The organism is Steroidobacter flavus (assembly GCF_042651805.1).
GTDB classification, from domain to species: domain Bacteria; phylum Pseudomonadota; class Gammaproteobacteria; order Steroidobacterales; family Steroidobacteraceae; genus Steroidobacter; species Steroidobacter flavus.
In genome coordinates, this window is record NZ_JBHSDU010000014.1 from 173,204 (window position 1) to 187,298 (window position 14,095).

The 14,095-nt window shown below is 61.9% G+C and carries 11 protein-coding genes; 1 reads left to right on the forward strand and 10 read right to left on the reverse strand.

Translation table 11 applies throughout. The features are described 5' to 3' along the window. Positions 1-10: 10 nt before the first annotated feature. The 8 genes from ACFPN2_RS23510 to ACFPN2_RS23545 all read right to left on the reverse strand — a co-directional run bounded on the left by ACFPN2_RS23510 (position 11) and on the right by ACFPN2_RS23545 (position 11,381). Positions 11-931 carry a phosphotransferase family protein gene (locus tag ACFPN2_RS23510; RefSeq protein ID WP_380601138.1) on the reverse strand — a complete coding sequence of 307 codons (921 nt, stop codon included), beginning with the start codon at positions 929-931 and terminating at the stop codon, positions 11-13. Positions 932-944: 13 nt separating this feature from the next. Next, the gene (locus ACFPN2_RS23515; protein ID WP_380601140.1) at positions 945-2,078 is read right to left on the reverse strand and encodes a Gfo/Idh/MocA family protein; all 1,134 of its coding nucleotides are present in this window, start codon (positions 2,076-2,078) and stop codon (positions 945-947) included. Between the two features lie 14 nt (positions 2,079-2,092). After that, positions 2,093-4,090, reverse strand: a complete 1,998-nt coding sequence (locus tag ACFPN2_RS23520) for a 3-keto-alpha-glucoside-1,2-lyase-like domain-containing protein (protein WP_380601142.1) — start codon at positions 4,088-4,090, stop codon at positions 2,093-2,095. After that, positions 4,087-5,019: a sugar phosphate isomerase/epimerase family protein gene (locus tag ACFPN2_RS23525; protein ID WP_380601143.1), complete on the reverse strand. Its 933-nt coding sequence runs from the start codon at positions 5,017-5,019 to the stop codon at positions 4,087-4,089. Before ACFPN2_RS23525 ends, ACFPN2_RS23520 begins: the two co-directional genes overlap by 4 nt. A 65-nt stretch (positions 5,020-5,084) precedes the next feature. Continuing rightward, positions 5,085-5,720, reverse strand: a complete 636-nt coding sequence (locus ACFPN2_RS23530) for a gluconate 2-dehydrogenase subunit 3 family protein (RefSeq protein WP_380601145.1) — start codon at positions 5,718-5,720, stop codon at positions 5,085-5,087. Continuing rightward, on the reverse strand, positions 5,720-7,513 hold the full coding sequence (locus ACFPN2_RS23535) for a GMC family oxidoreductase (protein WP_380601147.1): 1,794 nt from the start codon (positions 7,511-7,513) through the stop codon (positions 5,720-5,722). The genes ACFPN2_RS23530 and ACFPN2_RS23535 overlap by 1 nt, the downstream gene beginning before the upstream one ends. A gap of 2 nt (positions 7,514-7,515) precedes the next feature. Then, the gene (locus tag ACFPN2_RS23540) at positions 7,516-9,108 is read right to left on the reverse strand and encodes a serine hydrolase domain-containing protein (RefSeq protein ID WP_380601149.1); all 1,593 of its coding nucleotides are present in this window, start codon (positions 9,106-9,108) and stop codon (positions 7,516-7,518) included. Between the two features lie 14 nt (positions 9,109-9,122). Continuing rightward, a complete protein-coding gene (locus ACFPN2_RS23545; RefSeq protein ID WP_380601151.1) occupies positions 9,123-11,381 on the reverse strand; it encodes a TonB-dependent siderophore receptor in 2,259 nt (752 codons plus the stop codon). A 148-nt stretch (positions 11,382-11,529) separates the two neighbouring features. On the opposite strand from ACFPN2_RS23545, the gene ACFPN2_RS23550 reads away from it, so the two are divergent. Then, entirely contained in the window at positions 11,530-12,495 is a 966-nt protein-coding gene (locus ACFPN2_RS23550; RefSeq protein ID WP_380601153.1) for an AraC family transcriptional regulator, read from the forward strand. Here the strand turns inward: ACFPN2_RS23550 and ACFPN2_RS23555 are convergent. Both ACFPN2_RS23555 and ACFPN2_RS23560 read right to left on the reverse strand, forming a co-directional pair. Further along, a complete protein-coding gene (locus ACFPN2_RS23555) occupies positions 12,470-13,237 on the reverse strand; it encodes an SDR family NAD(P)-dependent oxidoreductase (protein ID WP_380601155.1) in 768 nt (255 codons plus the stop codon). The genes ACFPN2_RS23550 and ACFPN2_RS23555 overlap by 26 nt on opposite strands. After that, on the reverse strand, positions 13,234-14,088 hold the full coding sequence (locus tag ACFPN2_RS23560; RefSeq protein WP_380601157.1) for a fumarylacetoacetate hydrolase family protein: 855 nt from the start codon (positions 14,086-14,088) through the stop codon (positions 13,234-13,236). The genes ACFPN2_RS23555 and ACFPN2_RS23560 overlap by 4 nt, the downstream gene beginning before the upstream one ends. Positions 14,089-14,095 lie beyond the last annotated feature (7 nt).

Consider the following 14,095-nt stretch of genomic DNA (forward strand, 5'->3'; position numbering starts at 1 on the left):
CGCAGCAGTCTCAGTACAGTAGCCGATCGAAGAGCTCCAACCACGACGGCGCCGGTTCGAGCAGCAGCCGTAACGCGCGCCGTCGCACCTCCTCAACATCGAGCTCGTCGAGGAAATTCACCGGCGAATCGCCATCGAGCCGGGCCAGCACGAGCGCACCGATCACTCGTGCGAGCACCGTGTCATGCAATGCAATCGGCCCGTGCCTGGCATAGCCACCGGTGAACGCGTGACAGGCGGCGTAGTAAGAAGATTTCGAGCTGTCGCGACGCCAGCCGGTCAGGAGTAAGTGCGACAGACAGAACGCAATATCGAAGCGCGGCTCGCCCCAATGCACGACTTCCCAATCGAGAATCACGACTCGAGCACCGCGCGCCAGAATGTTCTTCGGACTGTAGTCGCCGTGAACGAGCACTCGTCCCGGCGCACGCAGCAGCTCGATGACTCGATCCATCGGCTCGCGCGCCGCCGGATTCATTTCAGCGGCCCGAACGAAGAACGGCTGGATACGAAGCAGCTCGAAATATTCGCGCGTGCCAAACGCGATCGCCAGACTCGAATCGCGCGCTGATTCGCATTGCAGGCGCGCGAGCAGTTCGCCGACTCGGGCCGCCGTCACTAAATCAACCTCGCCTCCGCTCAGCTGCGCCTGCCAGTTCCCCAAACCAGGATCGATCCGCTCCATGGCAAATCGATGATTGGCGGCATCGACCCACAGGACTTGCGGCACGACGCCACTGCCGAGTAATGCCGGCGCGACTCGAAGCGCTGCGACTTCCTGGCTCGAGCGCGCTGGATCGCAGCGCCAATCCGCCGCAACTTTGAGTTTCGGCAGCGCCTGCTTGACGACCAACTCTCGGCCTTCTTCGTCGCGAACAATAGCGACGTCGCTGGCGACCCCGCCGTCGAGATGGACGCGACCGGCGCTCACGCCAGCATCGTCTTCATGGCATCTCCGTCCATTTCTGTGAAGAGCCCGCGGAGCGGATCACGCAGTCGATGAAGGCCATACCACGCGCCCCATCGACCACCGTCGGAAAGTCACGATCGCCTGAAGCTCGACTGCGCAGCGCTCGCGCGAACGCGGCGTAGATGTTCGCGAACGCTTCCAGATATCCTTCGGGATGCCCCGGCGGAGTTCGAGTGTTACTTTGCGCGGCGGAACCCAGATATCCCCAGCCGGCGCGCAGGATTTCGCGGGGCTGGTCAGGCCATTGCAAGACCGCCGAGTTCGGCTCGACCTGATGCCATTCGAGGCCGCCCTTCTCGCCATAGATGCGGATATTGAGATTGTTTTCTTCGCCCACGGCAACTTGCGTGGCGGTCAACACGCCGGTCGCATCGTTGTTGAATCGGAGCAGCATCGAGGCGTCGTCATCGAGGCGTCGGCCGGGCACGACGGTGTTCAACATGGCGTTGATGGCCGTAATTCGGAGCCCGGTTGCGTACTCAGCCAAATGCGCCGCGTGAGTGCCGATATCACCAATGGCGCCACCCGCACCCGAGCGCTTTGGATCGGTGCGCCAGTCCGCCTGCTTGTTACCGCCTGTCTCCAGATCGGTCGCGAGCCATCCTTGCGGATACTCGACGTAGACCTTACGAATCTTGCCGATGCGTCCGGCGGCGATGATGGCGCGCATCTCCTTCACCATGGGATAGCCGCTGTAGGTATAGGTGACGGCGAGCAACCGCCCGGTCCGTTCGACTTCCTGTTCCAGCGACCGCGCCTCGTCGAGCGAAAAACACATCGGCTTATCCACAACGACGTCAAACCCGCCCTGTAACGCCAGCATCGCAGGCTGGTAATGAACATGATTCGGCGTGACGATCGCGACGAAATCCATGCGCTGGTTCGCGGGCAAGCGCTGCTCGCTCTCGATCATCTCGACATAGCTGCCATAGACGCGCGCCGGATCCAGGTGCATGGCGGCTCCGGCCGCTTTGGATTTCTCCGGGTCGCTACTGAAGGCGCCACAGACCAGCTGGATGTCGCCGTCCAGCTCGGCAGCCATGCGATGAATGCGCCCGATGAACGAACCGGGGCCGCCACCGATCATTCCCATACGAAGCTTCGCCATCGTTGACTCCTGACTTACGGAGCGGTCGGTTGCAGCGGTCGAATCCAGATATTGCGAAAACGCAGCGGATAGGTGTGATCCTGCAACTTGATCGGTCCCTTCGGACCGTGCACCGCCGTCCCCGGCAATTGGTGAAATAACGTCGTGCCCAGAATCTGCGTGTGATTCTGCGTGATCACGCCGTTGTGGAACACCGTGACGTACCCGGGCGTCGTGACTTTGCCGTCCTTGAAACGCGGACCTGTGTAGACGATATCGAAGCTTTGCCATTCACCGGGCGGACGCGACGCGTTCACTAACGGCGGCGACTGCCCGAAGATGGCGGAGGCCTCGCCGTCGGCATAGGTGAGATTCTGATAGCTGTCGAGTATTTGCACCTCATACAGGCCGTACAGAAACACGCCGCTGTTGCCGCGCCACTGGCTGCGATTGATGGGAAGCGCGGGCGTGGCGAATTCGACGTGCAGCTGACTATCGCCGAACGATTCTTTGGTGACGATATCGCCGGTGCCCGCGACGACCTGGAGGGCGCCGTCCACGATCTTCCAGGGGGCGGAAGAGCCGTCCTTGGCGGAGACCCATTCCTTCAGGTCTGTTCCATCGAACAAGACGACGGCATCGGAGGGCGGTTTTCCCTCAGCCGCGGCAGGCGTGACGATCGCAGGATGCGGACGCTTCTCGTCGTGGACGCGCCACGGACTGCCCGGCAGTTTGGGACCGTCCGAATACCCGACCGGAAAATCTTCTTCCTTCTGCGAACAAGTATCCTGGAACGGCTCGCCTGCCAGCCGTTGGTTGAGCCACTGCGTGGACATCTCCCAGCTCGGCCCGATGTGCCCTTTGTCGGCCAGGAACACTTCCTGAATCTTGGTGCCCATCGCGCACGCCTTCTCGATAGCCGTTCGGGTCCACTCGGGCTTGATGAACTCATCCTTACCGGCATAGATCACCAGCATGGGCGCCGTCGCGGCCTGCTGGGGGAGTGCCATCTTCTTGAGCAATTCCGCCATGTGCCGAGTGGCCGCCGGCGTTGCGGGCTTGAGTTCGTCCGCTGTGACTTTCTGCAAAGCCTCAGCGCGTTCTTGCTCGTGCGGCCCGAAGCAATAGGACAGCGCCTGCCAGTTGGCCTTCGCCGAACCGCGTCGATAAAGATCGAGACCGAGTTTCGGATTGACCCGATGCTGAGTCATCAACATCCAAATGTACGCAGCCTTCTGAAACTCGTTGAAAGAGCCTTCCGCCGCCATCTGTGCATACTCGGAAAAATCCGTCGGCGGGACCAACGCCGCTGCGCCGAGCAGATTCAACTCCGGCGCATAGGTCACTGCTTGCTCCGCCGTTGCCCACGCCGCCGCCCCGCCCTGCGAACCGCCGAACACCAGCCATCGATCGGAAATCGCGCCGGGTCGGAAGTGACGAAGCGCACGCACCGAATCGATGACATTCCAGGCTTCGGTCTTCGCGTCCAGATAGAGATGAATCCCCGGTGCGCCGAGGCCTTCGTAGTCAGCCGCCGCGACGGCATAGCCCATCTTCAGCGAAGCCGCCATCATCGGCGCCGTGCCAAACATGTTTCTCGACAACGAAGGACCGCATTCGTAGTTGATGCCCGCCGTTGCGTGCGCATGAGCCAGCACGGGCCAGCCGCCCGGAGGCGGTGTGCCCGCGGGCACGAAGATCATGCCGGAGACGACCGTGGACGAACCGTCGCGACCCGACGTCGATCGATACTTCACTCGCACCGCTGTCGCACCGAGAGCGCTGATCGACTCGTCGATATCGGTGACGGTTTTCGCTTCCACCAGCGAGCCCGGCCCCGTCGCGGCAAGATCCGGCTCCGACGCGAAGGCAACGCCACTGGCACTCATCGCGAGCAGCATGAGCGCGGCCCCGGCGAAAGCATGCAGAAATCTCGACCGCTGCGAGCTCGCGCGCAGAACTGGCTCGGCGACGCTCTTCAGGTCGCACCGGTTCCCGGCCAGCACAGAGTGACGCTCGTTGAATGTCATCATCGGATTGCCGCGTGTCCAAACTGTTTGCTGATATAGGCATAGGCCGCGCGTGCGGCCTTCATCGGCGACGTATTCACCCACGGCGCTTCCTGCTCGACGAACAGATAACGGACTCGGGTCTCACGAATCAGTCCGAACACCTCTCGCCAGTTGACGATGCCTGTGCCCACGTCAGTGGAGGCGAGATCCATCGGATTACTCGACACTCTCGCCGTGTCCTTGAGATGCACAGTGCGGATGCGTCCATTGGCACGGTGGAACAGCGCTTTGACATCCTGCCCGGCCGATACCGCCCAGCCGATGTCGAGCTCCAGATCGATGAGCTTCGGATCGGTGCGTTCCAACAGAAGGTCGAAGCCGCTCTTGCCGTTCGCGACGGGCACGAAGTCGAAACCATGATTGTGATAGCCGACGCGAATGCCCGAGCGCGCCAGAATCTCCGCTTTGGAGTTCATCAAGTCGGCAGTGCGCTGCCAGTCCTCGACCCCCATCAATTTGAGCACGCCGAACAGCTTTTCTGCGTTGAAGCCGCCGGGCGGCGGATGATTCAGCGCCTCGACGAGCGCATCTGAATAGCGCGGAACCGGCAGGACCGCGTACGTCGCACCCAACGTGTAGATGTCATCGGCCAGTCGGGACAGGTCACCTTCCAGGTCCCAACTGTTGGCGGCAGGACGCGGCAACACATGAATGGCGGGACAAGACAGTCCGGCCCGATCCAACGCGCGTCGGAGTTGCTGAACCGACTGACCGTAGGTTTGTGAGATCTGTACGGTTCGATAACCGATGCCGGCGACTTCTTTGAGTGTGCCGTCCAGGTCTTTCGCGGGTGCATCCTCCAGAGTGTAGAGCTGCAATCCCAGCTCCCACGGCGAGCTCGCACTCGCGGCACTGGTGGCCTCCGCCTCTGTTCGGACGGTTGGCAGCATTGCGGCCGCCGCAAGGGCACCGAGCCCTCCAAGCACCTGACGACGCGATCGAAGCAGCGGTCGGGTCATAGCAATCCCACTTTCTTCAGCACTTCGGCCGGCGGTCCATTGAAACTGGCCATCGGCACATTGCCGATATACTCGAGGTCTTTACGGCCTTGCGGCGTCGTATAGAAACCGCCGGCGGTGAGATCGCGATAACGCGCAAAGAACACAGCAGCCTGTTTGAACTGCGGCTTGACCTTCGGCAGATAACAGATATCGTCGCAGAGCTGTCGCTGCTGACCCGCCGCGAGCTGACGGAATGTTGTCGAGAACCGCCGCCCCGCTTCCTGATCGAGCCACTGCAGCCCTTCCAACACAACGATGCGATCCGCGCGCTGCGTCTCATACGGCGCGCTGACCCACTCATCGATGAAGTCGACCACGCCGACAGACGACGCACTCGGCGACCTGGCGTCCGCGGGAATGATCAGATCGCACAGCACGGCAGCCGTCGCACGCTGCTCCGACGTGAAGGTGAGCGGCCAAAGATCGCCCGGCTTGTACACGCGCACCAGATTCGGGTCGGTGCCGTACGGTTTTGCAACCGCCGACGTTGCCTTGGTCGACGGCGCGGCAAGAACATCGTCGTCGTACTGGAGCAACGGCATCGACGCCGACGCCGCGAGCACCCATTTGAGGGTGGTACGTCTGTCCATCACAGCTCCTTGCGACGCATACGATCGAGAATGTGATCGGCCACGCGCCAGGCGTTGGCCATGATCGTGAGCGTCGGATTCTTGTCGGCGTTCGATGGGAACGGTGCGCCGTCGGCTAGGAACAGATTCTTCACGTCCCAGGCCTGGCACCACTTGTTCACCACCGAGTCGCGCGGATTGTCACCCATGATCGCGCCACCCACCTCGTGAATGATGCTGCCTCCGGCCGCAATCGCTTTGCTGCCGTCAGTCTCCACGCGCCCCTGCACGCGACCGCCCATTGCTTCGATGATCTGCGCGAAGGTCTTCTGCATATGAGCCGCCTGACGCGTTTCGTGCTCCGACCACCTCCAGTGGAAGCGCAACACCGGGATGCCCCACTTGTCCTTGATCACGGGATCGATCTCGCAATAGGAATGTTCGTTGGGAATCATCTCGCCGCGGCCGGCGAAGTAAACCATCGAGCCATAGTAGCGGCGCGCATCTTCCTTGAACTTCGCCCCGTAGCTGCCACCCGTCAGCCACTCCAAGCCCATGGCAGTGGACAGCTCCGGCATGTGCCGACCGCCGCCGAATTCGATGTGATATCCCCGCGCGAAGCCGAGCTTGCCGGCCAGCTGTTCCTTGTACAGCCACCACGGCGAATACAAATGTCCGCCGGCAACGCCGTCTTCGTTGTGCGGTGGAATGTTCTCGAGCAACGGGATCTGCCCCGACAGATCGCTGCCGACGGTATCCATCAAATACTTGCCGAGCTTGCCGCTCGAGTTCGCCAGCCCCGCAGGGGTCGAATTCAGAAGAATGCGCACCGACTCCAACGCGCTCGCCGCCAACACGACCGCGCGTGCCGTGACCTGGAAGTCCCGGCGTGTTTTTCTATCGACAGCAATGACGCCAGACGCGTTGCCGTTCTTGGCAAGCGTAACTTCGCGAACCATCGCATCGGTCACGATATCGAGCCGGCCCGTCTCCAGCGCTGGCGGAAGATGCACTGTGGTCGATTGATAGTTGGCGCGAATGGAACAACCGCGGCCGCAAGGGGTCGCCCAGAAACAAGCGGCTCGTTTCTTCATGTCGGCCGCAATGATGGCCTGCGCAGCGGCGTTGCCCGGATGCAGTCTGGCCGGCGAGCGTTTCCAGTCGAGTTGCTCCGTCAGCACGGCGCGATGACAGGCGACCATCGGGATGCCGAGCTTTCCGCCCGCTCTTCCAATCAGCAGGTCGCTGACCAATGGCTTCGGCGCGGGCAGCAACACTCCGTCAGGAGAGTCCGGCGTATTCTCGAGTCCTTCCTTCGAGCCATACACGCCGATGAGCATCTCGACCTTGTCGTAGTACGGCGCCAGCTCTTCATAGGAGATCGGCCAATCGAACCCGAGTCCGTCGCGCGTGCGAGGCTTGAAATCATACGGACCATTGCGCAGAGAGATGCGCCCCCAATGATTGGTCCGTCCACCGAGCATGCGTGCGCGCCACCAATTGAACTGCTCGCTCGCTTTGGTACTGCCCTGAACGTACGGTTCGCCCGGGACTTCCCAGCCACCGTCCACCGTCGCATCGTAGAAGCCGAAAGGCTTGTCGGTGGTGATCCAGCCTCGCAACGGAGCCTGTTCCGGCGTCTGAAACATCGGCGTCTCGGTCGTGGGATCGTAACGACGCCCTGCTTCGAGCATCAGGACCCGGGCGCCTTCCATCGCAAGCGTATAAGCCGCCTGGCCGCCGCCGGCGCCAGAGCCCACCACGATTACGTCGTACTGCGACTTCAGGGCCGCATCGGCAGTAATGAATCCCACTGTTACGCTCGTCCCGTCAATATCGGCCGCGTCTCGGGATGTCCGCCGCCCGTGAGTGCCGTGATGCTGTTCTTGAATTCGACTTGTACGCGCTCGCCATCGAAGCGACACGTAACAACATCGTGATGAGGCGTTCCATAGAAGCGCCATTGCATCTGGAACGTGTTCGGATCTTTCCAAACGCCCGCAGCCGCTACTTTGACGGGCGGTTGCTCGCCCACGGGCGGGCCGATCAATTCAGAGATTTCCGGCGGCGTGCCCGGCATCGACGTCGTGCCCTCCGACCAGCGCCCCAGACCACAATCGATGTCGAAGCGACCGGCCGCCGTCGCCAGCTCGAACTTGCATATGTCGCGCTCGAAACGAAGCGCGACACTCTTTGCGCCGAGGCTGTTCGATTCCAGCTCGAAACTCCGACCGTTGATTCGTGCGCTCGTCGGTGGGGCTTGCGAACCTGACGGCAGCGGCAATGCCAGCGCGGCGAGTTGTTCCTGTAACTTCGAGCTCGACGACACATCCGCCGGCAGCGGCTGGTCCTGCATGCCGGGCAACAGATGCAGCCACACCAGGTTGATCAGACCTTGCATATCGGTGGTAGCGCTGGTGAGTGCGATCACCGCATCTTGTTTCGGCAGCACGATGCAGTACTGACCGAACGCACCGTCGCCGCGGAACGCGTCGTGCCGGCAGCGCCAGAATTGATACGCATAGCCCTGGTGCCAATCGCTGCTTTGTTTTAGCTGTGCGAGATCGGTGCCGGGCGCGGTGGCGGGCTGTTGTATCTTGAAAGTTGTCGCCTCCTGCACCCAGGACTTCGGCAAGAGTTGCTTGCCGCCCCACCGTCCCTGTTGCAAATACAGCCGGCCGAACCTGGCTAGCGCTTCGGTGGTTGCGCTCAGCCCCCAACCGCCCGTGTTGATACCGCGCGGACACGTCGACCACGGCCCCACTTGCAACTGCAGCGGCTCGAACAACCGAGGACGCAAGTAGTCGATCAGCTTTTCCCCCGTCACCTTCTGCACGATGGCCGAGAGCATGTATGTCGCGCCGCTGTTATAGACAAACGCACTGCCCGGGACGTTGTCGACGGGCAACGCCAGAAACGCCTTCACCCAGTCCTGTTCGCGAGTGATCAGCGGCGCCGTGTCGACGGCGTGTCCTGCCGACATGGTCAGCAAGTGCTGAATGCGGAGCGCTTTCAGGTTATCGCTGACGCTGGCAGGCAAGCGGTCCGGAAAGAAATCGATGACGCGGTCGGTCACCTTCAGCTTGCCGTCCGCGACCGCGAGTCCCACCGCGGTCGACGTGAAACTCTTGCTCAACGAATACAAAGTTTGCGGCGTGTCGGCGCGATACGGCCGCCACCACCCTTGCGCAATGTTTCGACCGTGTCGCACGACCATGAGACTGTGCATCTCATGATTTGAACCTGCGACCGCGTCCAGGAAAGCTCGAATCGCCTGTGACGAGACACCTGAAGCTTCCGGCGTGGCGCCTGCATCCGCCAACACACGCAACGATGTGGCACCCATCCCGAGTGCCATCGTCGCCCAGCCCGCCTGTTGCAAAAACGCCCGACGATCGAAGGTCCCCATCGCTCCGCTTCCCCTTACAGCGAATAATTCAATGTAAGGTACACCGATCTCGGGGAATTGGGCTGGAACACATTGTTCATGACATAGCCGCCGCGGTTGCCGACGTTCTTGACGTTCACGCGCGCCTCGAGCTTGTTGAACGCGTAACCGGCGAACAGGTCGGCCTGCACCAGGCTCGGGATCCGAACGGCGTACTGCCAATCGCCGGCCATCACGCCTTGAGTGCCCGATTGCCCGTGGACCCAGGCGCCGACGTACGCTCCCGACAACAGTCCTTGGTCGAATGCATAGCGACCGCTGAGATTCCACTGCTCCTTGGGTGTACTACCGAAACGCAGGCCGACCATCTGCGGCACGCCGGGGTATGCCAGATATTTCGCGGTCGGCATGTACGTGTAGTTGGCGGAGAGCTGCAGGCTGCGGCTCGGCGTCCACACGAGCTCGGCCTCGGCGCCTTCGGTGCGGCCCTTGCCGCCCAGATGATAGGAAACAATGCTGCCGGTCTGGCCTTGCGTGGAATAGTCTGGCGTCGCGATGTTGCCCAGGTCGTCACGGAACACGGAAACCGTGCTGGCGACCTCGCCGCCGAACCATGCGGTCTTGACGCCGATTTCCTTACCGGTGCCCTGCGCCGGCGGCACGACCTGATCCGTGCCCGGCTGTAACAACCCCGAAGGCGTGAACGACTCCGAGTAGTTCATGAAAATCGAAGTGTCGGCGAACGAGGAATCGCCCGGGAACGGTTTGATCACCAGGCCGGCCTGCGGTGTCGTATCGGTGACGCGCAGCCCGGAAACCGTCGTCTCGGTGTAACGACCGCCGACGAGCGCACGCAGGCGACCGTCAAACATCGACGCCTGCTCGGCGACGTAATAGGCATGCGTACGTGTGTGCGCATAGTCGGTGGAAAGAATATCGGGCGTCGGATTGGCAGCGAGACGCGCGTTGTACTCATCACGCAACCTGCGCGGACCGTCGGTGCGATAGTCCCACGGCTCGCCGTTGGGCTTGATCGCGGGGGCGCCGATGTAAGCCTCGAGAATATCCGCCTCGCTGTAGGAATCCGAATAGCCGACCAGCACCTGATGGCTGATCGGACCGGTGTCGAAATCGAGCGCAGCCTCGAGCTTGTTCTGCCAACCGGTCTCGCCGGTCCGGCCGCCCAGGAACATGGAAAGAATGCTCGAGCGGCCGTCGGCGCCCAGCACCTTCGCGCCGCTCTGGATCAGCGCGAGCGGCTGCCAGAGATACGTGTTGTAGAAGAAGCCGTCGCGTATTTCGATGTGATCGTTGATCCGGTAGTTCACATCGAAGCTCGCCATCTCGACTTCGGCCTGGTTGAGATTTTGCGGGCCGAGCACGTTGTAACGCTTGCCGCCCGGCAGGTAGTTCTCGACCGTCACTGTCTGGATCGGCTCCGTCGGACCGTAGTTCGCGCCGACCCACGCATCCAGTGGCACGAACCACGGCGTGCCCGATCCCATGAAGCCTTCGTGACTGACGGGCAATGTCGAGGCGCGCGTATCGACCTCGGCCTTGCGATAGTTCAAGGACAAGGTGAGATCGTCGATGGGCTTGTAGGTCAGGCCCAGAATGACGGTCTGCTCCTTCTGCCCGGTCCACTTCACCCAGCCGTCCGTATCTTTCAGATAGCCGTTGATCAGATAGGCGAGCTTGTCGGAGAACAACGAGCCCGTCGAAAACACTTCGGCGCTCTTGTAGTCCCAGCTGCCATAGCCCACTTCAATGTAGTTCTTGCGCGTAAACGACGGCTTCTTGTAGATGATGTTGATCGTGCCGCCCGGCGGCACGTTGCCGTTGAACACCGCGGACGGTCCCTTCACCACCTCGATGCGCTCCACGCCCACCGAGGAGCCCAGACCCGCTGCGGTCGACAGCGTATCGAAGCCGTCGACCTGCGGTGTCACGGCGAAGCCGCGCACACCGAAATTGGTGCCGACCTCGCCGCTGTTGCTTTGACCCATGACGCCCGTCATCGAGCTGATCGCATCCATGATCTGCTTGGAGCCGGTGTCGTCGAGGAAGTCCGCGGTCAGGGCCGTGATCGAAATCGGCGTATCCAGAATGCTGGTGACGATGCCGGTGGCGCTGGTGGACGCATCGATGCGATAGCCCTGCACCACGATTTCTTCGAGCAACTGCGAGCTCTGTTCCACCGATTGCGCCGACGCCACGCCCGCAACCGACAAAGCGCAGACTGCCGCGCCCATGCCCTTAAACCCGAAAACCAAGCCACGATCTTTGTATTTCATGATCCCCCTCGCCGTGACGGACTCTTCAGGGTCCGCGCTAATGTGGCGAGATTAGGACACAGCGTCACACTTGCCGACTACGCAATAGTTGGCCAGCCACACGTACAGTTTTAATATGGCCCGACGCTCAGTGCCGTGGGGGGACATCGTGGAACCGAAGTTCGAGAACGTGCAGACCGACAACGAGAGCTCCTTCTGCAGCCTCTGGTTTTCCTGCGCCCGCCTGGCCGACGACCACACCTGGCACTATCACCCGGAATTCGAGCTCAGCTGGATCGTGCGCAGCGCCGGCACGCGCTTCGTCGGCGATAGCATCGAGCGCTACGAGCCGAACGACCTGGTGCTGCTCGGCCCCAACCTGCCCCACTGCTGGCACGACGAGACCGATCTCGGCGCGCAGGAGCATGGCTCCGAAGCGGTCGTGCTGCAATTTCGCCCTGAAAGCTTCGGCGGGGATTTCCTGGGTCTGCCTGAGCTCGCGCCCATCAACCGCTTGTTCCGCGCTTCCAAGTGCGGATTACACATTCAGGGCGAAACGGCCGCGCGCGTGCAGGGCTCGATGAAATCGATCTTTCGCAAGACCGGGCTCGAGCGACTGCTGGGCTTGCTGGAGATCCTGCAGGTCATGGCGCAAGCCCCCAACGACCTGCGCTCGCTGGCCAGCGCCGACTATCACATCACCAACGACATCACCGAGACCAATCGCCAGCGCATCGAGTTCATCCATCGTTACGTGCGACAGAATCTGGGGCGCGAGGTCAGCCAGTCGGAGATCGCGACGCTGGTCGGTCTGACGCCACCGGCCTTCAGTCGCTTCTTTCGCAAGGCCACCGGCCAGACGTTCGTCGGGTTCGTGAACATCCTGCGCATCAACGAGGTGTGTCGCCTGTTGATGGAGAGCGAAGAAGGCATCACCGACATCGCGATGAACTGCGGCTACAACAACATCGCCAATTTCAATCGTCAGTTCCTGGCGCTGAAGGGCATGAATCCGACTCAGTTCCGCGAGCAGCGCAGCCGGATACTGGACCGTCCGCCGGTGCAGGCAGTCGGCGCCGACATGCAGCGCAAGCCGCATCCGAATCGAATCAGTATGGCCAGTTCGGCTGAGTAAAAACGCCGCCGTCGACGTTCAGGGTTTGCCCCGTGATGAAGTTGGATTCTTCGCGGGCCAGAAACAAAATTGCGTTGATCACATCGGCCGGCGTGCCGACTCGTCGCATCGGCGTGATTCGCGCCCACGTTGCGGCATAGTCCGGCACTTCCTGACGCGTGCGCTCGTTCTCGATGGCGCCGGGCGCCACACAATTGACGGTGATGCCATGCGGGCCGAACTCGACCGCCGCGAGCCGGGTGAGTTGCTCGATGCCGGACTTCGAAGCGGAATAATCGACGAGGTTGGGAAACGGGACCTTGTTACAACCGGAGCCGATGTTGATGATGGTGCCGCGCCGCCCGGCTTTGATCATCAGCTTCGCCGCCTTCTGCGTGTTCAGAAAGCAGCCCTTCAGATTGGTGCGAATCACCTGATCCCAGTGGGCTTCTTCCAGATGCAGGAAGGGACTCCAGGTCTGGACCGCGGCATTGTTGACCAGCAGCGTCGGCACGGTGCCGAACGCCGCGACGATGTGATCGAAGAAATGCTCGACATCCTCCCGGATGCCCACATCGCAGCGCTTCACCCAGGCGCGTCGACCGTGGCTCTCGATCTGACGCGCCACCGTTGCGGCCGCCGCGTCGTCGTGAATATAACTGACGGCAACATCCCAGCCCTCGCTCGCAAGCGCGATCGCCGTCTCGTAACCGATACCGGAGTTACCTCCCGTGACGACGGCAAGCCTGGTTGCTTCAGTCACGAGCACGCCTCGGCGGTGTAGCGCACGACGCGTTGTCGCTGCGTTCCCAATCCCTCGATGCCCAGTTCCATGAGGTCCTGTTCCTCGAGCCACTGAGGCGGTTTCATGCCCATGCCTACGCCGGGCGGCGTCCCGGTGCTGATGACGTCGCCCGGCTGCAAACTCATGAACTGACTGATGTAGTGAACCAGATACGGAACGTCGAAGATCATGGTGCGCGTGTTGCCGTCCTGGACGGTGCGGCCATTCACCGTGCACCACATCCGAAGATCGTCGAGACGCGGAATCTCATCCAACGTCACGAGATAGGGTCCCAGCGGACAGAAAGTGTCGCAGCCTTTGCCCTTGTCCCATTGCCCGCCTCGCTCCAGCTGATAGCTGCGCTCCGAGACGTCATTGACGACGCAAGCGCCCGCGACGTACTCCATCGCGTTAGCCAGCGGCACGTAGCGCGCCTCGCGCGCGATCACGATGCCAAGCTCGACTTCCCAATCGCCCTTTTTCGCTCCGGGCGGCAGGATCACGTCGTCATTCGGGCCGACGATGGATGAAGAGGCCTTGAGAAACAGGATGGGCTCGCGGGGGATCGCCTGGCCGGTTTCGCGAGCGTGATCCGAATAGTTGAGTCCCACGCAGACGATCTTGCCGACGCCGGCGACCGGTGCGCCGATGCGCACGTCGGGACTCACGATGGGCAGACTATCGACGGGCGGCACGCGCAATCGCTGCAAGTCCGCGAGCGTCCGCGCATCGATATCGGACACGACTCCCGAAAGATCGCGAATGCAGCCTTCGCCATCGAGCAGCCCGGGACGCTCGCTGCCCTTCGGGCCGAATCTAAGCAACTTCATGGCCGGC